We start from the raw sequence: 24,923 nt of genomic DNA on the forward strand, positions 1-24,923 counted from the left end.
CGATTCTGGGGACATCTTCTGCTCCGTTGTGGGACGGGACCACGTCGAGCGCGGTCACAAACAGTTCGGTGTAGTGACCCAGGTCACTGGCGTGTCGAGGACGATACCGCGAAGACGACCATTTGTCATACATAAATGAAAGTGTTGACTGAATCACATGATTAGTGCACAGTTTTTGTTCTGAACATATGGTCAGAATCGGCCCGTATACGAAGGAATCTGCAGTGAGCGCACACGACTCGAAGCCACTCGACGGGCGACTCCGCGTCGTCGCCGCGACCCCCGTGAGCGAAGAGCTCATCAGTCTCGTCATTCGGGCGGAACCGCGCATCGACTTCATCCGCGAGCAGGATCTGCTGCCGCCCTCCCGATTCCCGGGTGATCACTCCGGCGATCCGTCGTTCTCCCGGACCGCGGAGCAGCAGAAGGCCTTCGACGACCTGGTCGATTCGGCGCAAGCCCTGTACGGCGTGCCCGACGAGACTCCCGCGGCGCTGACCAGGACGGCGGGCGTCAACCCCAAACTCCGCTGGGTGCACACGATGCCCGCCGGCGGCGGGGCCCAGGTGAAGGCGGCCGGCCTCACCGACGAGCAACTCGACCGGATCGCATTCAGTACCTCCGCCGGTGTGCACGCGGAACCGTTGGCCGAGTTCGCCGTCTTCGGCCTGCTGGCCGGCGCCAAGACCCTCCCGCGCCTCCTCGCCCAGCAGCGCGACAAGGTGTGGAGCGGCCGCTGGGCCATGGGAACCGTGTCCGGGCAGCGCATCGTCATCGTCGGGCTGGGCAGCATCGGCCGCGCGACGGCACTGAAACTGAAGGCCCTCGGCGCCACCGTCGTCGGAACGAGCAGGCGCGACACCGCGATCGAGGGAGTCGACGAGATCGTGCACCCCGACCGGCTGGCCGATGTGGTCGGGGACGCGGACGGCATCGTCGTGACGCTTCCCGGAACCAGTTCCACCGAGGGCCTCGTCAGCGCAAAGGTATTCGGCGCGGTCAAGCCCGGCGTGACGGTGGTGAGCGTGGGCCGGGGCACCGTCGTCGACGAGATCGCCATGACCGCGGCGATCGAGGACGGGCGGGTCGGATTCGCCGCGCTGGACGTCTTCGCGTCCGAGCCCCTGGCGTCGGACAGCCCGCTGTGGACTCACCCGAACGTGCTGGTCAGCCCGCACACCGCAGCGTTGAACCCCGCGGAGGATCGCCTCATCGCGGAACTGTTCGCGCGCAACGCCACCCGGTTCCTCGACGGCGAGGAACTGATCAACCGCGTCGACACCGTCGAGTTCTACTGACGCTTTCCGCCTGCTTGTCGACGGCGCGCCGGTGGCGTTCATCCCTCACGGATGATGTCTCGTCGTCCGGGCTCTGTGAGGCTCGAACGCAGTGCTGTGTCCGGTGTTCGAGAGACGGGGTGATGCATGCCTTCCGTGGGAGCCTCACTGTTCTGGATCGTCGCATGCGCCGTGGTCGCCCCACTGCTCGCCGGGTTGTTTCCCCGGAAGCTGGTGCCCGAGGTGGTACTTCTCCTCGTCGCCGGGATCGTCATCGGTCCGCACGTCTTCGACCTGGCGGTCGAGGGCAGCGAGATCGAACTGCTGCGCGACCTGGGGCTGGGGCTGCTGTTCCTGCTGGCCGGGTACGAGATCGACACGGCCGAGATCACCGGCCGCGGCGGCAGGCGGGCCCTGCTGACGTGGCTGGTGTCGCTTGCCCTGGCGTTCGCGGTGGTGACGCTGCTGAGCCTCGTCCACGTGGTCGACGCCGGAACGGCGGTGGCCATTGCCATGACGTCGACGGCGCTCGGCACGCTGCTCCCGATCCTCCGGGACGCGGGCGCACTCGACACCCGGCTGGGCAGGACGATCCTCAATCACGGCGCATTCGGCGAACTCGGACCCGTCGTCGCCATGGCAGTTCTGCTCGGCTCCCGCGGGTCGGTGGCGTCCATCGTGGTCCTCGGACTGTTCACGGCCGCGGCGGTGCTGGTCGCGTTCATACCCGCCCGCGTGCGGCGGGAGGGTTCCCGGATCACCGCGATCATCCGGTCGGGATCGGAGACGACGTCGCAGACCACGGTCCGGCTCACCATGCTGCTTCTCGTCGCACTCACCGTGCTCGCGGCGTCGTTCGGTCTCGACACGATCCTCGGTGCCTTCGCGGCCGGGTTCATCCTGCGGCGGGCCACGCCCGAAGGTGACGAGACGCTCGAAACGAAGCTCGACGGCCTGGCGTTCGGGTTCCTGATCCCGATCTTCTTCGTGACGTCCGGGATGGCTATCGACGTCGCCGGGGTGGCGTCGGAACCCGGCGTCCTGATCGCGTTCGTCCTACTGATCCTGCTGGTGCGGGCAGGCCCGGTCTACTTCGCCGGGCGATTCGACCGGGGCGCCGACGGCACGGATCCGCCCTTCACCGGCCGCGAACGCACCCAGTTGGCGCTGTACGCGGGAACGGGTCTGCCGCTGATCGTGGCCGTCACCGGAGTGGCCGTCGACTCCGGTGACATGACGTCCGCCAACGCCTCCGTGCTCGTCGCGGCAGGCGCGATCACCGTCCTCCTCTTCCCGCTCGCCGCGTCGCTGCTGGCGTCGGGCCCCGAACCGTCGGCCGACACGGCGAGCCCACGCGGCGACCAGAACCCCGGGAGCAGACAGTGACTCGAACCGAAACGACGCAGGCGCCGGCCCGCGCCACGCTGATCCTCGCGACCCTCATCCTCGTCGCCGCCGTCGCCAACCTGAACCTGTCCGTCGCGAACGTCGCACTCCCCGACATCGGCCGCGCCTTCGACGCGAGTCAGACGCAGCTGAACCTCGTCGCCGTCGCGTACTCCCTCGGGCTCGCCGCGTCGGTCCTGTATCTGGGGGCCCTCGGCGATCGCTACGGCCGCAAGCAGATGCTGGTGCTCGGCATGGCGCTGTCGCTGCCGGCGTCGGCGATCGCGGGATTCGCCGGGAACTTCGAAATACTATTTCTCGCACGTGTTCTCGGCGGTGTCTCCGCCGGGCTCGCGTTCCCCACCACCCTCGCGATCATCACGGCGCTGTGGTCGGGACCGCCCCGGACCAAGGCGATCGCACTGTGGTCGGCCCTCGGTGGCGCGATCTCGTCGCTCGGGCCGATCGTGTCGGGCGCGCTGCTCGAGCACTTCCATTGGGGCTCGGTGTTCCTCGTGACCCTTCCGCTCGCCGGTCTCGCCCTCGTGGCCGCCATCCTGTGGGTGCCCGCCCACGTCAACGAGACGACCGATCCCGTCGACAATCTCGGCGGCATCATCTCCGTCGTCTTCATCGCCGCCCTCATCCTCGCGATCAATTTCGCGCCTGTGGACGGCGCCGGGGCGCTCGCCCTCGGTCTCGGGTTGATCGCCCTCGCCGCGGGAGCCGCGTTCTTCCTGCAGCAACGGCGGGCGGCGCACCCGCTGTTCGATCTGCACGTCGCCGCCCGCCCGACGTTCTGGGTGGCCGCCGTCGGCGGGGTGATCGTGTTCGGCGCGTTGATGGGTGCGATGTTCATCGGGCAGCAGTTCCTCCAGAACGTGCTCGGGTACTCCACGCTCGCCGCCGGTTCCGCGATCATCCCGGCTGCGGTCGCGATGGTCCTCGTCGCACCCCGCTCCGCGAAACTCGTCGAATCGCACGGCGCCCGGTTCACGCTGCTGCTCGGCTACCTGTTCGTCGTCCTCGGACTGCTTGTCGCGCTGGTGTGGTGGGACGAGGACGCGACCTTCTGGTGGGTGGCCCTCGCGTACGCGTTCGTCGGCATCGGGGTCGGGTTCGCGGGCACCCCGGCGTCGCGGTCGCTCACCGGTTCGGTGCCGGTGTCGCGGGCGGGCATGGCGTCCGGCACATCCGACCTGCAACGCGACCTCGGCGGCGCGATCATGCAGTCGATCCTCGGCGCGGTGCTCACCGCCGGTTACGCGAAGTCGCTGTCGGCGACGATCGCCTCGTCGCCGGACTCGAGCCAGATCACCCCGGAAACCCAAGCGGCGCTCACGAAGTCGTACTCCAGCGCCGAAGTGCTCGCGGAACGCTATCCGCAGTACGCCGAGCAGATCATCGCCGCCGCCCGCAACGCCTTCCTGGACGGCGACGATCGCGCGTACCTCGCCGCGATCCTGGTGGTGTGCGCGGGGGCCGTGGTGGTGTTCTTCTTCTTCCCGCACCGGGAGAAGGAGAAGCGGCTGCTGGCCGAATACGCGACCGAGAGAGCGCAGTAGGGCGAATGTACCGCCGGTCGCCTCAGAAGCGCCGAAAGGTACATTCGCCCGGCGGTCGCGGAGTAAATTCCCGAGAGGGGCACCTCGACGACGGGACGCACGATGACAGCTCAGGTCGTGACCAGGACGAATCGGCGGCGAGGCCTCGTGGCGGCCGCCGCGGCATTGCTGCTGGTAGTGCCTGCGGCGTGCTCCGAGGACTCGTCCTCCACGGGCACCTCCGCCACCTCCACGACGACGCAGACGGGATCACCGAACGCCGGGGCGGACGCGCAGATCGACCCCGGTGTCGCGGACCGACTCGACGAGGCGATCGAGAAGACGATGTCGATGGCGGCGATTCCCGGCGCGATAGTGGGAGTGTGGGGGCCCGACGGCAACTACGTGAAGGCGTTCGGTGTCGCCGACAAGACGACGGGCGCGCCGATGGAGACCGATTTCTACCACCGAATCGGCAGTGTGACAAAGACGTTCACGGTCACCGGGGTGCTGCAACTGGTCGACGAAGACAAGGTCGCGCTCGACGACCCGATCTCGAAGTACGTGGAGGGCGTGCCGCTGGGTGATCAGATCACGCTGCGCCAGCTCGCCCGGATGCAGAGCGGGCTGGCCAACTACTCGGCCAACGAGGACTTCCAGAAGGCGTTGCTCAGCGACCCGCAGGCCGCGTTCACCCCGCAACAACTGCTGGGTTACGCGTTCGCGCAGCCCGCGACGTTCCCGCCCGGCCAGGGGTTCGAGTACTCCAACACGAACACGACCCTGCTGGGACTTGTCATCGAGAAGGTCAGCGGACTGCCGCTCCCGGAGTACGTGACGCAGAAGATCGTCCAGCCGCTGAAGATGGCGGGCACGAGCTTCCCGACCACCAACGCGTTCCCCGAACCGCACGCGCAGGGCTACACCGAGCAGACCTTGGACGACAAGGAAGCCGTGGCCACCAACTGGAATCCGTCCTGGGGATGGGCGGCGGGCGCGATGATTTCGACCCTCGACGACCTGCACATCTGGGCGCCGGCTCTCGCCACCGGCACCCTGCTGCAGCCGGCCACACAGGCGCAGCGGCTCGAGACGGTGAACGCACCGGGTCTGGCATCCGACGTGGGCTACGGCCTGGGCATCTTCGACGTCGCCGGCTGGATCGGGCACAACGGCAGCCTCCCCGGGTACCAGACTGTGTGCGTCTACCTGCCCGAGCAGGAAACCACCCTCGCGATCATGATCAACACCGACGTCCCCTATCAGGGCAGCGAACCCAGCACGGCGCTGGCGGGGGCCGTCACGGAGATCATCTCGCCGGAACACGTCTACAAGCTCAGCGCCGGAGTGCAGAATCCGGACGCGTCGTCCCCGGCCACGCCGACGCCCTCGGAGACCCCGGCAACGTCCTCGACGTCCGCCCCGCCGACCAGCTGACCCCATGTGAGTGGCAAAGCGTACGCGAGCACACTTCGCCACTCACATGCCCTCCCGCGGCGGTAGCGTGCAGGGCATGACGATTCTCGTGACGGGGGCAACCGGGAACATCGGCAGAATGCTCGTCGACCACCTGCTCGCGCGGGGTGCGACGGACGTCCGGGCCCTCACGAATCATCCTGACAAGGCGCAACTTCCGGGCTCGGTCACCGTCGTCGAGGGATACCTCCGCAGACTCGCAAGCCTGCCCGCGGCGTTCGAGGGCGTCGATTCCCTGTACCTCGCACCGACTCCCGACACCGCCCCGGACGCGCTCGCCCTGGCGAAGCAGGCCGGAGTCCGGCACGTCGTCGACCTGTCAGGCCCCCACGACGGACACTGGGGTGACGTCGCACGGGCCGTCGAGGCGTCCGGCATCGAGTGGACGCACCTGTGGCCCGGCGAGTTCATGGAGAATGCGGGAATCCTGGCACCGCAGATCGCCGCGGGAGACACCGTGCGTGAGCCGTACCCGACGGCGGCGAACGCGCCGATCGCCATGAACGACATCGCCGAGGTCGCGGCCGTCGCTCTCCTCGAGGACGGGCACGTCGGCGCGTCGTACGAACTCACCGGTCCCGAGACGATCACCCGCGCCGACCTCGTCCGAGAACTCGGCGCCGCCCTCGGCCGGAACATCGAGTACCGGCAGGTGTCGCTGGACGAGGCCGTGGACGTCCTGACACCGGCGATGGGGGAGTACGCCCGCTGGTATCTGGAAGGGATGGCGAGTCTGGTCGACGCTCCCCAGGAGGCGAACCGGCTCGTCGAGCAACTCACCGGGCGCCCCGCGACCACCTTCGCGCAGTGGGCGTCGGCGCACGTCGACGAGTTCCGCTGAGGCCGCACCGGCCGAGTCAGCGGGTCGGGGTGAGCGCGATGACGGGGATCGGCCGATCCGTCTTCTTCTGATAGTCGCTGTACCGGCCGTGGTTGATCTCGTTCATCGTCGCCCACATCCGGTCGTAATCCGGGTCGCCCGGCAGAACCTTCCGCGCCGCCACGGTGATGTGGTCGCGGCCCACCTGGATCTCGCAGGTCGGCGCGGCCAGCACGTTGTGCATCCACGCGGGCGACGTGGGCGCACCACCCTTCGACGCGACGACCAGAAAGCGTGCGCCGTCGCGGCCGTACGTCAACGCGGACGTGCGCGGCTGCCCGGACTTCCGGCCGACACTGTGTAGCAGCAGGGTCGGCATCCCGAACAGCAACCGGTGCCCCACCCATCCTCCGCTGCGTTCGTAGACGAACTGGTGCAGCTGAAGGGCTTTCACGAACAGGTCGGCCACGGCGTCCTCGTCTCGGCACTCTGGTCTCGGCACTCTGGTCTCGGCACTCGGAACAGATCGTGCCCACACAGTAGACCGTCGTCAGGCCCGGCGAACCGCGTGCAGAACGGTGTCGTGAACGGTGACGGGCCGGCCCTCGGGGTCGCGCGCCTCACGCGAGGGCGCCGCCGACACCAGGATCTCCCACTCCGCGGCGTCCAGTACGGCAGCGACCTGTTCCGGTGTGAACAGCATGTCGGGAACATTGGGCCGCCCGCCGGACGTCTCCAGATCGGACGGGTGATGCCCGACGACGAGAAGCCGCCCACCTGGACGGACCGCTCCGGCCATGCGACGGTGCAGGGCCTCGCGGGCAGGGCCCGGCAGATGCATGAAATGTGCCGACACCAGATCGAATCGGCGGGCCTGCGGCTCCCACGACAGTATGTCGGCCTGCTCCCACGTCGTCCGGTCCGCGATGTCGGCGCCGGCTGCGGCGGCCCGTTCGGCGGCGCGTTCCAACGCCACCGTCGACACGTCCACTCCGGTGACGTTCCACCCGCGGGCCGCCAGCCAGATCGCGTCGGCGCCCTCACCGCTGCCCACGTCCAGGGCGCTGCCCGGGGTCACGTCCGCGACCTGCTCGACGAGATGCGGGTTGGGGTTGCCGCTCCACACCGCGGTAGTCGAGCGATAACGCTCGTCCCAGAACTCCTGGCTGAAGAAATCGGTCATGTCCGGTGCCTGCTCGTGGGTCATGCTCCCACTGTGGCCGCCGGGCCCGTCGAACCGGGAATCCGGTTGCCGGAACGGCAACCGATTACGGGCTGGGGAACGTGTAGATGCGGCAACCGCTCATGTTCGCGGCCGACACGACGCCGTCTGCACGCGCAAAATCGCCCTTCGCGGAGAGGTTGTTGGCGAGGGCGGCCTGGTCGTCGCAGAAACTCTGATCCGACGGGTTGGCTGGGGGGTTGCTGATGTAGGTGTCACCCGGTGCAGCGACGGCAAAGGTCGCCGGACCGACGAGTGGGACGGCCGCTGCTGCAAACGCAATGGAGGCCGCCGCGACGATTCGGCGGATCATCATGCTCCTCCGAAGGTGGTCCGAATGGTTACCGATGAGACCATCCTGCACTGATCCGCCGTCGGCGACCATACCCCTAGGGGTGGAAAATTCAACACCTCGACCTGCCGCCGTCAGCGAAGCAGGGGTCACTCGTCGGCCAGAGCTTCCTGGACCCTGTTCGCGGCGACCACCGGATTCTCGTGCTCCCAGATCCGCACCACCGTCCACCCGGCGTCGGTCAGCCTCGTGTCGGTGTCACGATCGCGGGTGACGTTGCCGGCGAGCTTCTCGGCCCACCACTGCGCGTTGTTCTTCGGGAACGTGGCGTGCTGCGGGCAGCTGTGCCAGAAGCACCCGTCCACGTACACGGCCACCTTCCGTCGCGGAAACACCAGGTCGGCGCGCCGCCGGACGCCCTTCATCGGCGCCCGGTCCACGTAGTACCGGACCCCACGCCGGTGCAGTTCCCGGCGCAGTGCGAGTTCGGGTGCGGTGTCGCGACGCCGCTGCGCCCGCATCCGGGCACTGGTCGCGGGATCGGTGGCGGGCATCGCGGGTCCGTCCGCTACGCGGCGGCCTCGGGGAAGCCGCCCATGCGGTCGAGGTGGCTCTCGACGTCGTCGATGAACCCGGGAACGAAACGCAGATTGCCCATCCGCGCCCGCTTCAGGAAGCCGGCGGTCGCGCGCGCAGACAGCAGCCGGGTGTCCTCCAGGAATCCGCTGAGATCCTCGTACGGCTCCTGCACCGGCCACGTCGAGGTGTGCACCCGGAAGGCCTGACGATTGCTGCCCCACGCCGCCACCGGCCACGCGTCGCCGGGCTTCATCGGCGTCTCGATGCCCCGCTCGTAGTCCGCCGGCTCGAGCAGACGCCGACCGACCCACGACGCCATCCGCACACTCACCGCGTTGCCGACGAGCTTCCACCGATGACTGTTCCGCAGCCCGGGGACCAGCGCGGCGGGCGCCGTCCAGTCGGGGTCGAAGCCCTGCAGGCGTTCGGCGTCCACGAGTCCGGGCGTCACGATCTCGCCCGACGGCAGTCGCACGGCGGGCGGGCTCGCGATACCGACGGACGAACCGCCCTTCAGCGTGGGGACCGCGTTGACCGCCCACCCGAGACCGCGGGTGCCCTCGGTCCAATAGAAACCGCACGGGAAGTCGGCATGGTCGTCGACGGGGCGTTCTCCGGCGTCCTCACCGAACAGCACCGCGCGGGGGTCCTCGGTGCGCGAGGCGAGCATCAGGACCCGCTGACGGCGCTGGGGGAGCCCGAACGCGCGCGCATCGACCACCCGGTACGCCCACGTGTAGCCGAGGTCCTCGAGGGCGTCCGTGATATGCCTCATAGCAGCCCCGCGACCCAGTTGCAGCATGAACGGCACGTTCTCGATCAGGAGCCAGCGCGGACCCTTCTTCCGCTTCACCAAGCGGAACACCTCGTCGACGAGGCCGGAACGGGAACCCGTGATACCGGCGGTCCGGCCGGCCTGGGAGAGGTCCTGGCAGGGGAATCCCGCGGCGACGAGTTCGATGTCCTGGGGGAGGGAACGCAGCTTGGTGACGTCGGAATGCACAGGGACGTCGGTGAATCGGGTACGCAGAACCGCCTGGGCGCCCGGGTCGATCTCACAGAGCAGTTCGGTATTCCAGCCGTGCTCTCTCAGACCCAACTCGAGCCCGCCGATACCGGCGAACAGGCCCACCATGCTCCCGGTTGACGTCACGGCACCCTTCCTCACGAACCAGTCACCCGAGAACGTTACTCGAGATCTGTGCCCGCTTTGACCAACGACCCGTGAGTACTTATTAACGGCGGGCGGTTAATAAGTACTCACGGGTGGCGAAGCCACATAGACTTCCAGTAGGTGGGAGCACAGGGAGGCGCCATGATCTCGGGTTTCCGGATCTCGGGTTTCCGGAACCGGCCGCACCTCCTGCGCGACGCCCAGGGCAGCGGCCTCGTCGAAGCGTTCGTCATCATCGGGATCGTCACGATCCTGCTCACCCGCGCCTACCTTCATCTCACCGGTTATCCGCAGGTCGGGGGTTCCTCGCTGCACATCGCGCACGTCCTGTGGGGCGGACTCGGCATGGTCGTGGCGCTGGTGACCGTGTTCTCGTTCCTGGGGATGAAACCGCGCGTCCTGGGCGTCGTGATCGGCGGCATCGGGTTCGGGTTGTTCCTCGACGAGATCGGCAAGTTCGTCACCAAGTCCAACGACTACTTCTATCGGCCGTCCGTCGCGATCATGTACGTGGTGATCGTCGTGTTGCTGCTGGTCAACCGGTCGCTGCACGACGTCCGGCCGCCGACCCCGACGGAGGACGTCGCCAACGCCGCCGCCATCGCGCTGGGCGGCCTGGATCGCGGGCTGGACCGCGCACGCCGGGAGCAGGCGCTGGCGCAGCTGCGCCGGGCGGCCGCCGCCGGCGCGGACGAGGCGACGCTGACGTCGGTCCGGGATCTGCTCGCCCACTGCCCGGACCGGAACGGCCGGGCCGTGCCCACGGCCCGGGAGCTGGCCCGCCGCGCGACCCCCGCCTTCGCGAAGGGTCCCGGGATGCTCTGGACGGCGGCCGTGCTCCTCACCCTGTTCTCCACCCTGGGACTGCTCAGTGCGGTGATCACGCTCGACGACGACCTCCGCGGCGACGAGGGAACGGACATCACGACGGTCGGCCAGCTCACCGGGTCCGCGATCGCGTTCGTCCTGTGCTGGTCGGCCATCGTGCGACTGCGGAACGGGAAGCTGTGGCCGTTGCAGTTCCTGCGGGCCGCGGCGCTGGTCACGGTGCTGCTCACCGAGGTGTTCGACTTCGTCGCCCAGGAGTTCGGGGCGCTGTTGAACGTGGCGGTCGGACTCGGCGCCCTCGTCGTCTTCTCGTCGCGCATCGCGGTCACGGAACGAGCCCGGGCACTGAGTCTCGGCAACTCTGCTGCAACGAAACTCGGCCCGTTGCCACCCCGGGAGCCGTCGTCGCTTACCGTAGACAGGTGAGCATCCAAGCCTCCGGTGCCTCGACCTGGCCCGCAGTACTGACGTGGCGGGCGGACAACGCACCCCGAATGGAATCGGTGCGCGTCCAGCTCAACGGTGACCGCATCAAGGCAGCAGGCCGGATCATCGGCGGCGAGTGCCCTGAGCATCCGGCGTTCAGCGCGTCCTACGACCTCGTCACGGACGAAAGCGGCGTCACCCGCCGGCTGTCGCTGCGGACGTCCGTTGCGGCCGGTGAACGGCAGATGTCGATCAGCCGGGACGAAGAGGGCACGTGGATGGTGGAGCACGGCGCCAACCACCAGCGGTCCACGTTCGACGGCGCCCTCGACGTCGACATGGTGCTCAGCCCGTTCTTCAACGCCCTGCCCATCCGGCGGTACGGACTGCACCTCGGGTCCGAGGACGTCGAGGTACCCGTTGTCTACGTGAACCTCCTGGACCTCCGGGTCGAGGGCGCGATCCTCACATACAGCAGTGGTCCGGACGGCATCCACGTGCTGTCGCCGGTGTCGAGTTCCTCGGTGACCGTCGACCGCGACGGGTTCATCATCGACTACCCGGGCCTGGCCGAACGGATTTAGGCGCTCCGCACCCGTGCGCCTTTTTGGTAGCTCCGGCAACCAGAAAGGCTCACAGGCGGCGGAGCCGCCCTCCCCGCCGACCCGCATCACGCATGTCGTCGATCCAGCCTGCGCGGCCGGGAACGATGCCGGTGATTTCCCACGTCTCCTGGTTGTCGTATGTCAGGCGAGCGGTGTGACCGGCCTCGACGAGTGTCGCGGCCGACGACTGGTCCGCCAGTTCGGTCCGCGCGTCCTGCAGCAGTGCCAGCGCCTCGTCCAGGGCGATCAGCAGGGCGTCCCGGTTGCCCTCGCACATGGCCCGGACGAGTCCGGGCGCGCTGCCGGCCACGCGGGTGCCGTCGCGGAACGAGCCGGCCGCCAGGCCCAGGGCGAGCGGTCCGCCGCGGGCACCGGTGATTGCGAGGGTCTCGGCCAGTAGGTGCGGCAGGTGCGAGATGCGCGCGACCGCCCGGTCGTGTTCGGCGGACTCGGCGGGCACGACGACGGAACCGCAGTCCAACGCGAGTTGCGCGACCTGCGTCCAGATGGCGGGGTCGACGCCGTCGTCGGTGCCGACCACCCACACGGCTTCCCGGAACAGGTCGGCGCTGCCGACGCTCCACCCGGACGCCGACGTTCCCGCCATGGGGTGCCCGCCCACGTAGCGGTCGGCGAGGCCCTGACGGGCTGCCGCCGCCGCGACCTCCGCCTTGACGCTGACGACGTCGGTGATCGAGCAGTTCGGTGCGTACAGGGCGATCGCGGTGAGGGTGGCGGCGACGGCGGGCACGGGGACCGCGATCACGATCAGCGCCGACGCGGCCGACGCACGCTGGAGCACCGCGACCAGATCGGTGTCGGCGTCGAAACCGTCCGCCCGGGCGGCGTCGACGGACGGCGCGGATCGGTTGTGACCCCACGCCTCGCGGCCCGCCCGGACCGCCGCACGCAGCAGTGAACCGCCGATCAAGCCCAGGCCGAGCACGCACACCGGAGGTGCGGAAGGGGTATCAGACACCCGAACAGGTTGGCACATTCGAGTGCGGACTTCATTTACCGGCACCCCGCGGGCTACCGTTGCGCTCATGGGTGCACAGCGCGCGGAAAACAACAGCGCCTCCTCGGATCGGGCAGAGGATCTGGAGGGCTTCGGTGTCGCGGTAGTACACGAGGACGGCCGGTGGAAGGTCAAGGCCCTCACTTCGGCTGCTCTGACCAGTCTCAGCGTCGCGGAGGAGGAGCTTCGGGCCCTTCGTAGCGCGGGCGCGTTCTTCGGTCTGCTGGACGTGGACGACGAATTTTTCGTCGTGCTCCGGCCTGCGCCGTCGGGAACGCGTCTGCTGCTGTCCGACGCCACCGCGGCCCTCGACTACGACATCGCCGCCGACGTCCTCGAGGCGCTCAACGTCGAGGTCCCGGACATCGACCCGGACGAACTCGACGACATCGAGCCGTGGGAGGAAGGCGACCTGTCGTTGCTCGCGGACCTCGGTCTGCCTGAACCCGTTCTGGCTGTCATCACGTCCGAGACGGACCTGTATCCCGACGAGCAGCTCGGGATGATCGCGCAGCGGCTCGGGTTCACCACGGAGCTGGCCGGGGTTCTCGACACGCTTCCCCGGTAGTTCCACGCGCCGTGACTCTTCAGGACGACGAGCGGATGATCCGCGCGGCGATCGAGGCGGCCCGGGCTGCCACCGACGCCGACGTGCCCGTGGGTGCGGTGGTGTTCGACGCCGACGGTGTCGAGGTGTCGCGGGCCGTGAACTCGCGGGAGGCGATGTCGGATCCGACGGCCCACGCGGAGATCATCGCGTTGCGGGCCGCTGCGCGGGTGTACGGCGACGGCTGGCGTCTCGAGGGGGCGACGCTCGCGGTGACGCTGGAGCCGTGCACGATGTGCGCGGGCGCGCTCGTGCTGGCCCGGATCTCCCGGGTGGTGTTCGGGGCGTGGGAGCCGAAGACCGGTGCCGTCGGCTCGTTGTGGGATGTGGTCCGCGACCGCCGCCTCACGCACCGCCCGCAGGTCAGGGGCGGTGTTCTCGAGGACGAATGCGCCGGCATCCTCGAAGACTTCTTCCGTGAACGGCGCTGACCGGTTTCAAACTCTTTCGTGGGGTACTCGACACAATGTGGCCGGGTCCGCATGACCCGTGCTTCTCTGGAGACAGGCGCTGACGAGGCGCCGCCGGACCCGTCCCCGGGTTCGAAATCGGATTCACGGAGGTATCTCGTGGGAATCGCAGACAAAGCTTCGAACAAGGCGGAAGACCTCAAGGGCCAGGCGAAGGAAGCCACCGGCAAAGCCACGGGCGATCCGGACCTGCGCGACGAGGGCAAGGCAGACCAGGCGTCCTCGGCGGTGAAGGATGCCGGCGAGAAGGTCAAGGACGCCGCCAAGAACGTCAAGGACAAGCTGACTTAAACGGTTTCACCTGGCGATTTCGGGCTCGGGCGCCACATCCGGTAAAGTCACCGGCGGTGGCGTGTCCGAGCGGCCTAAGGAGCACGCCTCGAAAGCGTGTGACGGGTAACCCCCGTCCGAGGGTTCAAATCCCTCCGCCACCGCCAAAGCTCCCCACCTGCACTCGCAGGTGGGGAGCTTTTTGTGTATCCGTGCCGGGGATGTTCGTTAGCGTGTCCTGGAGGGAAGGGGCAGGCGACATGCGCATCGACTCGACGGGCAGGACGGCACTGGTCACCGGATCGACGCAGGGCATCGGCGCCGCGATCGCAGCGGGTCTCGCCCGCTCCGGCGCACGGGTGGCGATCAACGGCCGCACCGAGAAGTCCGTGGGTGCGGCGATCGAGCGACTGCGGGCCGACGTCCCGGACGGCGAATTCGTTCCGGCGGCCGCCGACGTCACGACGGACGAGGGCGCGCGCGGGGTCCTGGAGATCGTTCCGGTCGTCGACATCCTCGTCAACAATCTGGGGATCTTCGGCTCACAGCCGGCCCTGGAGATCGATGACGACGAGTGGCGCCGCTACTTCGAGGTGAATGTGCTGTCCGCGATCCGGCTGACACGTCTGGTCCTGCCCGGCATGGTCGAACGGTCGTGGGGCCGGGTCCTCGACATCGCCAGTGACTCCGCGATCGTCATTCCCGCCGAGATGATCCATTACGGGATGTCGAAGACGGCACTGCTGGCGGTCTCGCGCGGCTTCGCGAAAGAGGCGGCGGGGACGGGGGTCACGGTCAACTCGGTTCTCGCCGGCCCCACCCACACGGGCGGTGTGGAGGATTTCGTCTACAGCCTTGTCGACACGGACCTGCCGTGGGAAGAGGCGCAGCGCGAGTTCATGAAGAAGTACCGGCCGCAGTCGTTGCTGCAGCGACTCATCGAGCCGGAGGAGATCGCGAACATGGTCGTCTACCTCAGTTCGGCGCAGGCGTCGGCGACCACCGGCGCGGCGGTGCGGGTGGACGGCGGCTACATCGATTCCATCGTCCCGTGACCGCCGTTCACAGCACTCTCGCAGGTCGTAGCGAGTGACATCCATTGAAGCTGCAATTAGCGTGATCTCATGAAGAAGCTGTGGTGGTTGGTCGGCGCAGTTGTCATCGTCGTGATCGCGGTGCTGGTGGGACCGTGGTTCTACGGCCAATTCATCGCGGAGGACGACGCACCGGCGGCCTCGGTGTCGACCGAGGGCGCGGAGGCGGCCACCGGATCGGTCGACGGACAGTGGACCGTCACGCCGGGTCAGGGCTCCAACCAGACGGCGGCGGGGTACACCGTCCACGAGATCCTCAACGGCGCCAGCGTCACGGTGGTCGGGTCGACCGGCGACGTGACCGGCAACGCGACCGTCGAGGGCGAGAAACTCACCGCCGGCGAGGTGACTGTGCAGGTGGCGACGATCGCGACCGATCAGTCCCGCCGCGACAACCAGTTCCGCGGCAACGTGATGGACACAGGCACGTTCCCGACCGCCACGTTCACGGTCGATTCCCCGGTCGATCTGTCCGGGCTGCCTGCGGACGGTTCCGTGGGAACGGTCACGGCCCAGGGCACGCTGACCCTCAAGGGGCAGTCGCGTCCGGTGTCCGTCGACATCGACGTGCTGCGTTCCGGCGACGACCTCATCGCCTCGGGCAGTATCCCGGTGACCTGGACGGACTTCGGGGTGACGCCGCCGTCACTGGGCTTCGTGACCGTGGACGGCAACGGCACGGTCGACTTCCTGGTCAGCTTCGCGCGTTCCTGACGGCGCCCAGCCGGGCGGCCCGAACACGTAGCCGAGCTTGTCGCGCCACGACGACGCCCGGCGCCAGTCCCGGACGATGGCGGCGTATTCGCGGGTCTGCAGTTTCCAGATGTTGTAGGTGCCCACCGGTTTCGTGAGTCCATAGGTGGGGCGGTGGGTTTCGGGTTGGAACGTGCCGAACATCCGGTCCCACACGATAAGGATGCCGGCGTAGTTGCGGTCGAGGTATTCGGGGTCGCAGCCGTGGTGGACGCGGTGATGAGAGGGGGTGTTGAACACGAACTCGATGGGCCGGGGCAGCGTGCCGATGCGCTCGGTGTGGACGAAGAATTGGTAGACGAGGTTCACGGAGAATCCGATGAACACCATCCACGGCGGAACGCCGATCAGCGGCAACGGAATCCACATCACGATCTCGGCGCTGTTGTTCCACTTCTGGCGGAGCGCGGTCGAGAAGTTGAAGTACTCGCTCGAATGGTGCGCCTGGTGGGTGGCCCAGATCAGGCGGATGCGGTGCGCCATCCGGTGATACGCGTAGAACAGCGCATCGACGCCGAGGATGAGGATCACCCACGTGTACCACGCGTCCGCGGGTAGGTGCCACGGCGCGAGGTACACCCAGATGGCGGAGTACCCGATCAGGGCCAGCAGCTTCCAGAACGTGGTCGTCAGGATGGACACGGCGCCCATCGACACGCTCGCCCGCGCGTCGCGGCGCTCGTAGCCTCCGCGCACCGGGCGGGACCGTCCGTCGGGGTCGAACGTCGCGTCCTCGAGGTGCCGGGCCGCGAACCATTCGATGGCGAGGAACAGCACGAACGCCGGGATGGCCAGCGTCACCGGCTCGTGCAGGGGCGTCAGCAGCGCCGAATTCCACGCCGACGTCACGGTCTCCCACATGCTGCTTCCTCCACAAGACGATCGTCCAGTTCAATGTACCTCGGAGTGACACGCATCACTATCCGCCTCGATTCGAAGAGCAAAACAAAGTGCTCATCGGGTGCGCACTTTGCGGCGAAGAATGGATCCCGTCAGCAGGAACCGGATCAGTCGAAAGGACTCGTCATGTTGCGAGGACTCACCACCGTCAGCCTCTTCGCCGACGACATCCCGGCGGCCCGCGAGTGGTACAGCGCCGTGCTCGGCATCGCCCCGTACTTCCAACGCCCCGGCTCCGAGAACCCTGCGTACATCGAATACCGGATCGGCGACTACCAGTACGAGCTCGGCATCATCGACCGTCGATACGCCCCGCACGGCGCCGCGGACGGCCCGTCCGGCGTGGTGGTGTTCTGGCACGTCGACGACGTGACCGTCGCCGTCGAGAAGCTGCTGTCGATGGGCGCGACAGAGCACGAGCCGCGCACCGAACGTGAGTCGGGATTCGTCACCGCGTCCGTCGTGGACCCGTTCGGCAACATCCTCGGCGTCATGTACAACCCGCATTACCTGGACATTCTGGGTGCGCGCGGCGAAGCGTGAGTTGCCCGTTTTCATACTCGGATGGTAGGAATTCGGTGTGCACATCACCGCAAAGGTGGACTACGCCGTGCGGACGCTGATCGAACTGGCCGCTGCCGGGCCGTCCCCGTCCAAGGCCGAGTTCCTGGCACAGTCGCAGACCATTCCGCACAAGTTCCTCGAGGCCGTCCTCGCCGACCTCCGGCGCGGGGGACTGGTCAACAGCAGGCGCGGACCCGACGGCGGCTACTGGCTGGCCCGTCCCGCCGAGGACATCACGATCGCCGACGTCATCCGGACCGTCGAGGGTCCGCTCGCGTCGGTGCGGGGTGAGCGTCCCGAGGACGTCGACTACTGCGGGCCGGCCGCCAAACTGCAGGACGTGTGGATCGCGGTACGGGTGAACCTGCGGGCCGTGCTCGAGAACGTGAGCCTGGCGGATGTGGCGAACGAGCAGCTGCCGGGTTTCCTCACCACGCTGACATCCGATCCGGGGGCCTGGGAGCGTCGCACCCGTCCGGCTACGACGGCTGACGAGGGCGCAGCGCGCGGCTGATCGTCCGGCCGGCCGCACGCACCAGCGGGACCAGCGCGTTCAGTGACGCGTTCTCCGCCGAGACCACCAGCGACACGGCCGCGACCGCCGCTCCGGGACGCTCGAAGATCGGTGCCGCGACGGAGACCGCGTCCATGGTCACCTGGCGATCACTGATCGCGACCTCGGATCGGCGGATCTCGGCGAGCGTCCGCCGCAGCACGACGGGGTCGGTGACGGTCCGTTCGGTGAACTTCTCGATCGGCCCGCTCAGCACCTGCTCCTGCACGTCGGCGGGCATGTAGGCGAGCAGGGCCAGGCCGATGCCGGACGCCGTCAGCGGGAACCTGCCGCCGACGCGGGTCTGGACGGGCACGGCCTTCTGTCCGGCGATGCGTTCGACGAACACGACCTCGGTGCCCTCGGCGATGCCGAGCTGTACGTTCTCCCGCGTGATCTGCGACAGGTCCTCCATCACCGGCATCGCCAGTTCGCGCAGCATCGTGCCGCGCGGTGCGAGCGACGCGATCTCCCACAGCTTGAGCCCGACCGTGAAGCGGCCGCTGCTGTCACGTTCGAGGGCGCCCCATTCGATGAGGTCGCTGGTCAGCCGGTGCACGGTGCTCAGCGGGTACCCTGACTTCCGCGACAGATCGCTGAGGGTCAGCCGCGGGGACGCGGGGGTGAAGAGCTCGAGGAGCCGCAACGAGCGAATGGTCACCGACCCGGTGATCGCCATTGCTCGTTCTCCGTCTCACAGTTCCAGCGTCAGACGTGGACAGCTCGCACGCGAGACGCAGATCATCATGGTGTCGTTGGCGGCCTGCTCGTCCGCGGTGAGCAGGGAATCCCGGTGATCGACAGTACCGCCGAGCACGGCCGTCTCGCAGGTTCCGCAGGTCCCTTCCTCGCAGGACGACAGCACCTGGACGCCGGCGGCGGTGACGGCCTGCAGGATCGACTGCTCGGGTGCCACCGTGACGGTTTTGCCGCTCAGAGTCAGCTCCACCTCGAACCCCTCGGCGCGGACCGGTTCCTCGAGATCCTTGGCCGCGAAGCGCTCGATGTGCAGCGCGCCGGACGGCCAGCTGTCGCAGTGACCGGTGACCGCGTCGAGCAGCGGCGCGGGCCCGCAGCAGTACACGAGGGTGTTGTCCCGGACGTCGTCGAGCAGTCCCGGTAGGTCGATGAGGCCGTGCTCGTCCTCGGGGTGCACTACCACCCGGTCGCCGAACCGCTCGGCGAGTGCGTCGGCGAACGCCATCGAACTGCGGCTGCGCCCGCCGTAGACCAGGGTCCAGTCGGCGCCGGCGTTCTCCGCTGCGTGCGCCATGGTGAGGATCGGCGTGATCCCGATGCCGCCCGCGACGAACACGTACCGCGGTGACGGTGCGAGCTCGAAATGGTTCCGCGGTCCCCGGACCGTGACGCGGTCGCCCTCGCTCAGCTTGTCGTGCACGAACTGCGAACCGCCGCGCCCCATCGCCTCCCGCAGCACGGCGACGCGCCAGGTCCCGGTGTCGGCCGGGTCGCCGCACAGCGAGTACTGGCGGGTGAGCTCCGGCGTCAGCACGAGATCGATGTGCGCACCCGGTGTCCACGCGGGCAGGTCCGCGCCGGACGGGTCGCGGAACTCCAGGACGACGACGCCGTCGGCGCCGGTGGTCCTGGTGGTCAGCTCCAGCTCGAGCACGGGTTCGGGTGGGGTAGGCATGGCGGTTTCTCCGGGTCAGACGGGAACGGGAGCGGATTCCGGCGCCGCGGGCAGCGGCGTGGCGGGCACCGGCGGATCGGCGGGGTGGTGTCCCTCGGGGTGGGCGAGCAACCACTCCCAGAGGGTGGCGGGTTCTTCCGCGACGTGGCGCGCGCCGCAGTGGCACTCGCCCTCGAGCAGGTCCGAGCCCGGAAGCCAGACGATGCGCATCACGTTGGCGCCGCGGAGCATCCTGGTCGGTTCCACGGCTCAGCCCACCGCCGCTGCCGTGACGGCCTGCGGCGCGTCGACCAGCTTCTTCAGGATCCGGCGTGCGCCGAGGCCACCGGCATCGATGTTGATCGACAGCTCCTGGTAGCCGTCCTTTTCCGTGTCGAGCGCCTTCTGCAGGACGTTCAGCGCCACGACGTCCTGCATCACGACGGTTCGGTTGTTCTCCGCCAGGAACGTCGTGACGGCGTCGTCGCCGACCGCGAAGTCGCGGGCCACGGCCCAGAAGTCGAGGGTGGAATTCTCCGTCGACGGGGTGATCGCGTACACGATCTCGCTGTGGAACGCGTGCGGGTCGGAGCCGTCGTCGCCGGGCAGCGGTGCGCCGATCGGGGCGATGCGGCTGTGCAGCAGGTACAGGCACGGCGGCGTGTACTCGATGTCCTGCCAGCGGGTGATGCGTCCCTCGATGCCGGTGGACTTGGAGTAGAACGGCGGGCACTCGGCGTCGTCCATGTGCCGGGACACGTAGATGACGTTCCGGTCCTCGTCGATCTCCGTGGTGATCGGGGTTTCCGCCACCTCGGGGGTGCCGATGTAGCCGCCGTGCAGGTACGTCTCGTGCGACAGGTCCATCAGGTTGTCGACGAGCAGGCCGTAGTTGCAGTCGATCGGTTCCATGCCGCTGACCACGGTGTAGTCGGGGGAGTCCATCCACGGTGCGCGGGGGATGCGGGTGGGATCGCCCTGCTCGGGGTTTTGTGGGTCGGCGATCCAGACCCACACGAACGAGTCCTGCTCGACCACCTGATACGACTTCAGCCGGGCGGTGCGGGGAACGCGCGCCTGGCCGGGCACGAACACGCAGCCGCCGTCGCTGCCGTAGGTGAATCCGTGGTAGCCGCAGACCACCTTGTCGCCGTCGAGCCGGCTCGGCGCCTCGGACAGCGGGTACCGGCGGTGCACGCACCGGTCGCTCATCGCGACGGCCTCGCCGGCCTCGGTCCGCCAGAACAGGATCGGCTCCTCGCAGATGGTGCGCGAGAACAGCTCGCGTCCGACCTCACGGCCGTACGCTGCGACGTACCACTGGTTACGGGCGATCGTGGACATGAGTGCCTCCGGAATATGCTGGGCTGCTGCGTTATTCGTGACGCCGGACTCGGTGAGGCGTCGGCGTCGTCTCCACCACTGTGCGGCACCGGAGGTGATCCACCACACTCGGTTTCCGAATGTCGGAAGGGTTTCGTCAGGGCTTGCGAACGAGATAGGCGAACATCGTCACCGACATGTGGAAGTCGCCGCTGCGGGCGGCGGCGTTCAGCTGGTCCAGCAGCTCGGCGCTCTGCGCCTCGGTGATCGCCCCCGCGGCGATCGCGGCGGCCGTCATCATCTGGACGAGTGGGCCGGTCACATCGCCCGGATCCTGGATCAGCGCCTCCGTGCCGATGTCCTCGACGACGAGTCCGGCGGAGGTGAGCTGTCCCGGGAGCAGCCGCCCGGAGTGCGGGTTCGCGGTGTGCGACAGCATCACGTCCATGATCCGTTGCAGGATCTCGGGATCTCCGGGGTGCATGATCGCCGTGCCCCAGTCGCTGTCGACGATGACGCCGCGCCCGCCGGGCCGCAGCACGCGGGCCACTTCCGCCGCCGCGCGGTCCGGCTCGCTCAGGTGCTGGAACACCCGTTCGCACCGTACGACGTCGAGGCGGTCGTCGGGGAACGGCAGCGAGTAGGCGTCGCCGATCACGAACTGCGCGGTCGAGCCCTCCTCCTCGGTCCGCTCCCGGGCGAGGAGGGCCATGCCGGGATTGGGATCGAGTCCGATCGCGCGACCCGACGGGGTGACCGCGGCGGCGAGGGCCCGCGTCTCCGATCCCGTGCCCGATCCGAGGTCGAGGGCGCTCTCGCCCGGCTGCACGTGCAGGGCAGCGAGCGACCACTCGCGCAGTCGCCGGATTCCCGGGCGCGCGGCCTGCAGGTCGAGGACTGCGGCGAGTTGGTCCAGGGCGGCGCGGTCGATCTCGTCCGCCCGGAACGACAGCGGCGCCGTCGGATCGGACATGGATCCACCGTAACGCCGCGGTGACTCCCGACACAGTGCTGCGCGGGCTGTGGGCAAGAACATGAAAGTTGCACTGTCGCGCAAATTTGCAGAGCTCTGCAAGTTCTGTACCGTCGGAGTAGTGATTTCGGAAATCGGACTGCGGGACCGCAAGAAGGCCGCCACGCGTGCAGCCCTCAGCGGCGCCGCCGCACGCCTGGCCCGCGCGCTGGGCATCGAATGCGTCACTGCCGACGCCATCGCGTCCGAGGCGGGGGTCTCGACTCGGACGTTCCACAACTACTTCTCCAGCAAGGAGGAGGCGGTACTCGCGCACTTCGAGCAGTCCGTCCACGACTGGGTGGACCTGCTCCGCGCCCGCCCGGAGGACGAGCCGATCTGGGATTCCCTCGAGCACGTGGTGGTCCAGATCGTCACCGATCCGGCGAAACCGCTCGAAGAGACCGCGGTGATGATGGAACTCGTCGAGACCAGCCCCGCGCTGCTCGCGAAGAAACTCGAAGTGCACCTGCGCGTCACCCGTCTGGTCGGTGAGGTGATCGCCGAACGCACGGGCACGAACATCGACACCGACCTCTACCCCAACCTGCTGCACCTGGCGGTCGGATCGGCGTGCAAGGCGTCGCTCGACCTGTGGATGAGCGGCAAATCCGGCGCGAGCGGACCCGAAGAACTGGTCCGCGACGCCATGCGCCAACTCCGTCAGGGAATCCCGCAGCCGTAGCCGGCTGCCCCGAATCACTCTTCGTTCCACCGACTCAGAAGGAGCCTCTCGTGGCCACCTATCTCTATCGGATCGGCAGATTCGCCTACCGGCGAAAAGGTGCGGTCCTCAGCGTCTGGTTGGTGATCCTGGTCCTCATGGGCGTCGGGGCGGCAACACTGTCCGGGCCCACGAAGGACTCGTTCTCCATCCCGGGCACCCCCGCGCAGCAGGCGCAGGACCTGATGGCCGAACGGTTCCCCGAAGCCGCGGCCAGCGACCCGATGAACGCCGTCAGCGCGCGTTACGTGTTCGCCGCTCCCGAGGGGCAGACCCTCGAGAGCGAGCAGAGTCGGCAGGCGATGGACGCGGTGCTCGCCAAGGTGCGCGGCATCGACCAGGTCCAGGACGCCGCCAAGGTCGATCCCGCCACCGCCTCGGGCGCCGACGCCGCGAAGGCCCTGGTCAACCCCGTCACGGCGAACGAGCAGCTCGTCGAGATGGCGAAGTCGTCCGCGCCCGACAAGGGAATCGGTGAAGAGGCCGCCGTCGCGAACGCGCAGGCGCTGTCCCCGCTCAACGCCGACAAGACCGTCGGCTACGTCGAGGTGCCGTTCAAGGGCAGCATGGGTGACGTCGACCAGGCTCTGCGCGACCAGATCTCGGCCGCTGCCGACGCCGGCCGCAACGCCGGACTGACCGTCGAGATCAGTGGTTCCGCCGCCAACGAAGCCGAACCGCCCGGTGGCGCCACCGAGCTCGTCGGTATCGGCGTGGCCGCTGTCGTGCTCGCACTGACGTTCGGTTCGCTGGTCGCCGCCGGTCTGCCGTTGATCACCGCGATCATCGGCATCATGATCGGCAGCCTCGGAATCACCGTCGCCACCGGCTTCACCGACCTCAGCTCGATGACACCCACGCTGGCCATCATGATCGGCCTGGCCGTCGCCATCGACTACTCGCTGTTCATCGTGTCCCGGTTCCGGCACGAACTCACCCTCACGGACGACCGCTCGGAAGCGGCCGGACGTGCCGTCGGCACCGCCGGTTCCGCCGTGGTGTTCGCCGGTCTCACGGTGATCATCGCCCTGATCGCGCTGCGCGTCGTCGGGATCCCGTTCCTCTCCGACATGGGTGCGGCCGCCGCGTTCACGGTGTTCATCGCCGTCTCGATCGCGTTGACGCTCCTGCCCGCGATCCTCGGGCTGTTCGGGAAGAAGGCGTTCGCAGGCAAGATCCCGTTCCTCAGCAGTCGCGACCTCGAGGACGACGAGGGCAAGCCGAGCCTCGCCCTGCGGTACATCAGCGCCGTGGTCCGCCGTCCCGCGATTCCGCTGATCGCCGGAGTCGTGGTGCTCGGGGCGCTCGCCATCCCCGCGACCGGCCTGAGCCTGGCCCTGCCCAGCGAGGGCACCGGCGACCCCGCCACCAGCTCCCGGCAGGCCTACGACCTCGTGAGCGAAGGCTTCGGCCCCGGCAAGAACGGTCCGCTGCTCGTCGTCGTCGACGCCAAGGACGTCACCACCGGCACGCCGTCGGAGGCATTCGGTGAGGTCGTGAAGACCATCACCGCGCAGGACGACGTGTCCAACGCGCAGGTCGTCGGCGTGAACAAGGCCGGTGACACCGCGCAGATCCTGGTGACGCCGAGCAGCGCCCCCAGCGATCCGGCGACGATGGACCTGGTGAACAACATCCGCGGTGCGGAGGCAGGTCTGCACGATTCGATCGGCGTCAACTACGGCGTCACCGGGCAGACCGCGCTCGAAGGCGACGTGTCCGAGACGCTGCAGGACGCGCTGATCCCGTACCTCGCGGTGGTCGTGGGCCTGGCCTTCCTCCTGCTGCTGCTCGTGTTCCGGTCGGTGCTCGTGCCGCTGACGGCCACGCTCGGCTTCCTCCTCAGCGTCGCGGCCACGTTCGGTGCCACGGTCGCGGTGTTCCAGGAGGGCTGGGGCGGCATCATCTCCAACCCGCAGCCGATCGTCAGCTTCATGCCGATCTTCCTGATCGGCGTCGTGTTCGGTCTCGCGATGGACTACCAGGTGTTCCTGGTGACCCGGATGCGGGAGGAATACGTCCACGGCGCGACCGCGAAGCAGGCCGTCACCGTCGGCTTCAACCACGGTGCCCGGGTGGTCAGCGCCGCCGCGGTCATCATGATCTCGGTGTTCGCGGCGTTCATCGCCGAGCCGAACTCGTTCATCAAGTCGATCGGCTTCGCCCTGGCGGCGGCCGTGTTCTTCGACGCCTTCGTCGTGCGCATGGTGATCATCCCGTCCGTGATGGCACTGCTCGGCGACAAGGCGTGGTGGCTGCCGAAGTGGCTGGACAAGATCCTGCCCAACGTGGACATCGAGGGCGAGAAGCTGAAGAAGGTCCTGCACGACGCGGACGAGCCGCTGCAGCCGGTCCGGTAGGCGCTTCGCGCCC

28 protein-coding genes and 1 tRNA gene are annotated in these 24,923 nt (G+C 68.3%); 17 read left to right on the forward strand and 12 right to left on the reverse strand.

The annotated features are described in order from the left end of the window. The first annotated feature begins 224 nt into the window (after positions 1 to 224). The 5 genes from G9373_RS06990 to G9373_RS07010 all read left to right on the forward strand — a co-directional run bounded on the left by G9373_RS06990 (position 225) and on the right by G9373_RS07010 (position 6,524). A complete protein-coding gene (locus G9373_RS06990; protein WP_054247593.1) occupies positions 225 to 1,298 on the forward strand; it encodes a D-2-hydroxyacid dehydrogenase in 1,074 nt (357 codons plus the stop codon). A 126-nt stretch (positions 1,299 to 1,424) separates the two neighbouring features. Beyond that, a complete protein-coding gene (locus G9373_RS06995; RefSeq protein WP_054247594.1) occupies positions 1,425 to 2,663 on the forward strand; it encodes a cation:proton antiporter in 1,239 nt (412 codons plus the stop codon). After that, positions 2,660 to 4,228: an MFS transporter gene (locus G9373_RS07000; RefSeq protein WP_005561224.1), complete on the forward strand. Its 1,569-nt coding sequence runs from the start codon at positions 2,660 to 2,662 to the stop codon at positions 4,226 to 4,228. The genes G9373_RS06995 and G9373_RS07000 overlap by 4 nt, the downstream gene beginning before the upstream one ends. Positions 4,229 to 4,330: 102 nt before the next feature. Beyond that, positions 4,331 to 5,644: a serine hydrolase domain-containing protein gene (locus tag G9373_RS07005; RefSeq protein WP_037202823.1), complete on the forward strand. Its 1,314-nt coding sequence runs from the start codon at positions 4,331 to 4,333 to the stop codon at positions 5,642 to 5,644. A 76-nt stretch (positions 5,645 to 5,720) separates the two neighbouring features. Next, a complete protein-coding gene (locus tag G9373_RS07010; protein ID WP_005561223.1) occupies positions 5,721 to 6,524 on the forward strand; it encodes an NAD(P)H-binding protein in 804 nt (267 codons plus the stop codon). Between the two features lie 16 nt (positions 6,525 to 6,540). Here the strand turns inward: G9373_RS07010 and G9373_RS07015 are convergent, their stop codons facing one another. The 5 genes from G9373_RS07015 to dcm form a co-directional block, all read right to left on the reverse strand. Next, complete coding sequence (locus G9373_RS07015) at positions 6,541 to 6,972, reverse strand: nitroreductase family deazaflavin-dependent oxidoreductase (RefSeq protein ID WP_005561222.1); 432 nt, start codon at positions 6,970 to 6,972, stop codon at positions 6,541 to 6,543. Positions 6,973 to 7,053: 81 nt separating this feature from the next. Further along, positions 7,054 to 7,710 (reverse strand): class I SAM-dependent methyltransferase, encoded by a 657-nt coding sequence (locus G9373_RS07020; protein WP_133985933.1) that lies wholly within the window; start codon positions 7,708 to 7,710, stop codon positions 7,054 to 7,056. A gap of 61 nt (positions 7,711 to 7,771) precedes the next feature. Continuing rightward, positions 7,772 to 8,038 carry a hypothetical protein gene (locus G9373_RS07025; protein ID WP_231137792.1) on the reverse strand — a complete coding sequence of 89 codons (267 nt, stop codon included), beginning with the start codon at positions 8,036 to 8,038 and terminating at the stop codon, positions 7,772 to 7,774. Positions 8,039 to 8,166: 128 nt separating this feature from the next. Next, positions 8,167 to 8,571, reverse strand: coding sequence for a very short patch repair endonuclease (locus G9373_RS07030; RefSeq protein ID WP_005561220.1), 405 nt, complete (start codon positions 8,569 to 8,571; stop codon positions 8,167 to 8,169). Between the two features lie 14 nt (positions 8,572 to 8,585). After that, the gene (gene dcm / locus G9373_RS07035; RefSeq protein WP_005561219.1) at positions 8,586 to 9,731 is read right to left on the reverse strand and encodes a DNA (cytosine-5-)-methyltransferase; all 1,146 of its coding nucleotides are present in this window, start codon (positions 9,729 to 9,731) and stop codon (positions 8,586 to 8,588) included. Between the two features lie 180 nt (positions 9,732 to 9,911). Here dcm and G9373_RS07040 point away from each other — a divergent pair, with 180 nt between their 5' ends. Both G9373_RS07040 and G9373_RS07045 read left to right on the forward strand, forming a co-directional pair. Continuing rightward, positions 9,912 to 11,024: a hypothetical protein gene (locus G9373_RS07040; RefSeq protein ID WP_005561218.1), complete on the forward strand. Its 1,113-nt coding sequence runs from the start codon at positions 9,912 to 9,914 to the stop codon at positions 11,022 to 11,024. After that, positions 11,021 to 11,608, forward strand: coding sequence for a putative glycolipid-binding domain-containing protein (locus G9373_RS07045; RefSeq protein WP_005248751.1), 588 nt, complete (start codon positions 11,021 to 11,023; stop codon positions 11,606 to 11,608). Before G9373_RS07040 ends, G9373_RS07045 begins: the two co-directional genes overlap by 4 nt. A 49-nt stretch (positions 11,609 to 11,657) precedes the next feature. On the opposite strand, the gene G9373_RS07050 is transcribed toward G9373_RS07045, so the two are convergent. Next, complete coding sequence (locus G9373_RS07050; RefSeq protein ID WP_037202828.1) at positions 11,658 to 12,626, reverse strand: prephenate dehydrogenase; 969 nt, start codon at positions 12,624 to 12,626, stop codon at positions 11,658 to 11,660. Between the two features lie 49 nt (positions 12,627 to 12,675). Here G9373_RS07050 and G9373_RS07055 point away from each other — a divergent pair, with 49 nt between their 5' ends. From G9373_RS07055 to G9373_RS07080, 6 genes are all read left to right on the forward strand, one after another. After that, on the forward strand, positions 12,676 to 13,215 hold the full coding sequence (locus G9373_RS07055; RefSeq protein WP_005561215.1) for a tRNA adenosine deaminase-associated protein: 540 nt from the start codon (positions 12,676 to 12,678) through the stop codon (positions 13,213 to 13,215). Between the two features lie 11 nt (positions 13,216 to 13,226). Next, positions 13,227 to 13,685 (forward strand): nucleoside deaminase, encoded by a 459-nt coding sequence (locus G9373_RS07060; RefSeq protein WP_005561213.1) that lies wholly within the window; start codon positions 13,227 to 13,229, stop codon positions 13,683 to 13,685. Between the two features lie 138 nt (positions 13,686 to 13,823). Beyond that, a complete protein-coding gene (locus tag G9373_RS07065) occupies positions 13,824 to 14,015 on the forward strand; it encodes a CsbD family protein (RefSeq protein ID WP_005561211.1) in 192 nt (63 codons plus the stop codon). Between the two features lie 55 nt (positions 14,016 to 14,070). Next, positions 14,071 to 14,161 (forward strand) — tRNA-Ser (locus G9373_RS07070). Between the two features lie 93 nt (positions 14,162 to 14,254). Continuing rightward, positions 14,255 to 15,049 (forward strand): SDR family oxidoreductase, encoded by a 795-nt coding sequence (locus tag G9373_RS07075; RefSeq protein ID WP_054246841.1) that lies wholly within the window; start codon positions 14,255 to 14,257, stop codon positions 15,047 to 15,049. A gap of 69 nt (positions 15,050 to 15,118) precedes the next feature. Continuing rightward, positions 15,119 to 15,802, forward strand: a complete 684-nt coding sequence (locus tag G9373_RS07080; protein ID WP_005561610.1) for a YceI family protein — start codon at positions 15,119 to 15,121, stop codon at positions 15,800 to 15,802. Here the strand turns inward: G9373_RS07080 and G9373_RS07085 are convergent. Continuing rightward, positions 15,734 to 16,702, reverse strand: a complete 969-nt coding sequence (locus G9373_RS07085) for a sterol desaturase family protein (RefSeq protein ID WP_005253308.1) — start codon at positions 16,700 to 16,702, stop codon at positions 15,734 to 15,736. The genes G9373_RS07080 and G9373_RS07085 overlap by 69 nt on opposite strands. A gap of 165 nt (positions 16,703 to 16,867) precedes the next feature. Between G9373_RS07085 and G9373_RS07090 the strand changes: the two genes are divergently transcribed. Next, the gene (locus G9373_RS07090; protein ID WP_133985934.1) at positions 16,868 to 17,284 is read left to right on the forward strand and encodes a VOC family protein; all 417 of its coding nucleotides are present in this window, start codon (positions 16,868 to 16,870) and stop codon (positions 17,282 to 17,284) included. A gap of 37 nt (positions 17,285 to 17,321) precedes the next feature. Further along, complete coding sequence (locus tag G9373_RS07095; protein ID WP_005248742.1) at positions 17,322 to 17,819, forward strand: Rrf2 family transcriptional regulator; 498 nt, start codon at positions 17,322 to 17,324, stop codon at positions 17,817 to 17,819. Here the strand turns inward: G9373_RS07095 and G9373_RS07100 are convergent. The 5 genes from G9373_RS07100 to G9373_RS07120 all read right to left on the reverse strand — a co-directional run bounded on the left by G9373_RS07100 (position 17,785) and on the right by G9373_RS07120 (position 21,787). Next, positions 17,785 to 18,537 carry an IclR family transcriptional regulator gene (locus G9373_RS07100; RefSeq protein WP_005561607.1) on the reverse strand — a complete coding sequence of 251 codons (753 nt, stop codon included), beginning with the start codon at positions 18,535 to 18,537 and terminating at the stop codon, positions 17,785 to 17,787. The genes G9373_RS07095 and G9373_RS07100 overlap by 35 nt on opposite strands. A gap of 15 nt (positions 18,538 to 18,552) precedes the next feature. Further along, positions 18,553 to 19,512 (reverse strand): PDR/VanB family oxidoreductase, encoded by a 960-nt coding sequence (locus G9373_RS07105; protein WP_054246843.1) that lies wholly within the window; start codon positions 19,510 to 19,512, stop codon positions 18,553 to 18,555. A gap of 15 nt (positions 19,513 to 19,527) precedes the next feature. Next, positions 19,528 to 19,743, reverse strand: a complete 216-nt coding sequence (locus tag G9373_RS07110) for a hypothetical protein (RefSeq protein WP_005561602.1) — start codon at positions 19,741 to 19,743, stop codon at positions 19,528 to 19,530. Between the two features lie 18 nt (positions 19,744 to 19,761). Next, positions 19,762 to 20,835: an aromatic ring-hydroxylating dioxygenase subunit alpha gene (locus G9373_RS07115; RefSeq protein WP_043787312.1), complete on the reverse strand. Its 1,074-nt coding sequence runs from the start codon at positions 20,833 to 20,835 to the stop codon at positions 19,762 to 19,764. A gap of 136 nt (positions 20,836 to 20,971) precedes the next feature. Further along, positions 20,972 to 21,787: a class I SAM-dependent methyltransferase gene (locus tag G9373_RS07120; protein ID WP_054246845.1), complete on the reverse strand. Its 816-nt coding sequence runs from the start codon at positions 21,785 to 21,787 to the stop codon at positions 20,972 to 20,974. A gap of 121 nt (positions 21,788 to 21,908) precedes the next feature. On the opposite strand from G9373_RS07120, the gene G9373_RS07125 reads away from it, so the two are divergent. Both G9373_RS07125 and G9373_RS07130 read left to right on the forward strand, forming a co-directional pair. Then, positions 21,909 to 22,511 (forward strand): TetR family transcriptional regulator, encoded by a 603-nt coding sequence (locus G9373_RS07125; RefSeq protein ID WP_005253325.1) that lies wholly within the window; start codon positions 21,909 to 21,911, stop codon positions 22,509 to 22,511. Between the two features lie 50 nt (positions 22,512 to 22,561). Further along, positions 22,562 to 24,910: an MMPL family transporter gene (locus G9373_RS07130; RefSeq protein WP_167114487.1), complete on the forward strand. Its 2,349-nt coding sequence runs from the start codon at positions 22,562 to 22,564 to the stop codon at positions 24,908 to 24,910. Positions 24,911 to 24,923 lie beyond the last annotated feature (13 nt).

The organism is Rhodococcus sp. A14 (assembly GCF_011603105.1).
Lineage (GTDB): Bacteria > Actinomycetota > Actinomycetes > Mycobacteriales > Mycobacteriaceae > Rhodococcus_F > Rhodococcus_F opacus.

What these genes read in the sequence shown, in the direction of transcription:
- G9373_RS06995 (WP_054247594.1), top strand. Translation starts at nt 1,425, where the DNA reads ATGCCTTCCGTGGGAGCCTCACTGTTCTGGATCGTCGCATGCGCCGTG.
- G9373_RS07005 (WP_037202823.1), top strand. Translation starts at nt 4,331, where the DNA reads ATGACAGCTCAGGTCGTGACCAGGACGAATCGGCGGCGAGGCCTCGTG.
- G9373_RS07010 (WP_005561223.1), top strand. Translation starts at nt 5,721, where the DNA reads ATGACGATTCTCGTGACGGGGGCAACCGGGAACATCGGCAGAATGCTC.
- G9373_RS07020 (WP_133985933.1), bottom strand. Translation starts at nt 7,710, where the DNA reads ATGACCCACGAGCAGGCACCGGACATGACCGATTTCTTCAGCCAGGAG.
- G9373_RS07025 (WP_231137792.1), bottom strand. Translation starts at nt 8,038, where the DNA reads ATGATCCGCCGAATCGTCGCGGCGGCCTCCATTGCGTTTGCAGCAGCG.
- G9373_RS07030 (WP_005561220.1), bottom strand. Translation starts at nt 8,571, where the DNA reads ATGCCCGCCACCGATCCCGCGACCAGTGCCCGGATGCGGGCGCAGCGG.
- dcm (WP_005561219.1), bottom strand. Translation starts at nt 9,731, where the DNA reads ATGGTGGGCCTGTTCGCCGGTATCGGCGGGCTCGAGTTGGGTCTGAGA.
- G9373_RS07040 (WP_005561218.1), top strand. Translation starts at nt 9,912, where the DNA reads ATGATCTCGGGTTTCCGGATCTCGGGTTTCCGGAACCGGCCGCACCTC.
- G9373_RS07050 (WP_037202828.1), bottom strand. Translation starts at nt 12,626, where the DNA reads ATGTGCCAACCTGTTCGGGTGTCTGATACCCCTTCCGCACCTCCGGTG.
- G9373_RS07055 (WP_005561215.1), top strand. Translation starts at nt 12,676, where the DNA reads ATGGGTGCACAGCGCGCGGAAAACAACAGCGCCTCCTCGGATCGGGCA.
- G9373_RS07075 (WP_054246841.1), top strand. Translation starts at nt 14,255, where the DNA reads ATGCGCATCGACTCGACGGGCAGGACGGCACTGGTCACCGGATCGACG.
- G9373_RS07080 (WP_005561610.1), top strand. Translation starts at nt 15,119, where the DNA reads ATGAAGAAGCTGTGGTGGTTGGTCGGCGCAGTTGTCATCGTCGTGATC.
- G9373_RS07085 (WP_005253308.1), bottom strand. Translation starts at nt 16,702, where the DNA reads ATGTGGGAGACCGTGACGTCGGCGTGGAATTCGGCGCTGCTGACGCCC.
- G9373_RS07090 (WP_133985934.1), top strand. Translation starts at nt 16,868, where the DNA reads ATGTTGCGAGGACTCACCACCGTCAGCCTCTTCGCCGACGACATCCCG.
- G9373_RS07100 (WP_005561607.1), bottom strand. Translation starts at nt 18,537, where the DNA reads ATGGCGATCACCGGGTCGGTGACCATTCGCTCGTTGCGGCTCCTCGAG.
- G9373_RS07105 (WP_054246843.1), bottom strand. Translation starts at nt 19,512, where the DNA reads ATGCCTACCCCACCCGAACCCGTGCTCGAGCTGGAGCTGACCACCAGG.
- G9373_RS07110 (WP_005561602.1), bottom strand. Translation starts at nt 19,743, where the DNA reads ATGCTCCGCGGCGCCAACGTGATGCGCATCGTCTGGCTTCCGGGCTCG.
- G9373_RS07115 (WP_043787312.1), bottom strand. Translation starts at nt 20,835, where the DNA reads ATGTCCACGATCGCCCGTAACCAGTGGTACGTCGCAGCGTACGGCCGT.
- G9373_RS07120 (WP_054246845.1), bottom strand. Translation starts at nt 21,787, where the DNA reads ATGTCCGATCCGACGGCGCCGCTGTCGTTCCGGGCGGACGAGATCGAC.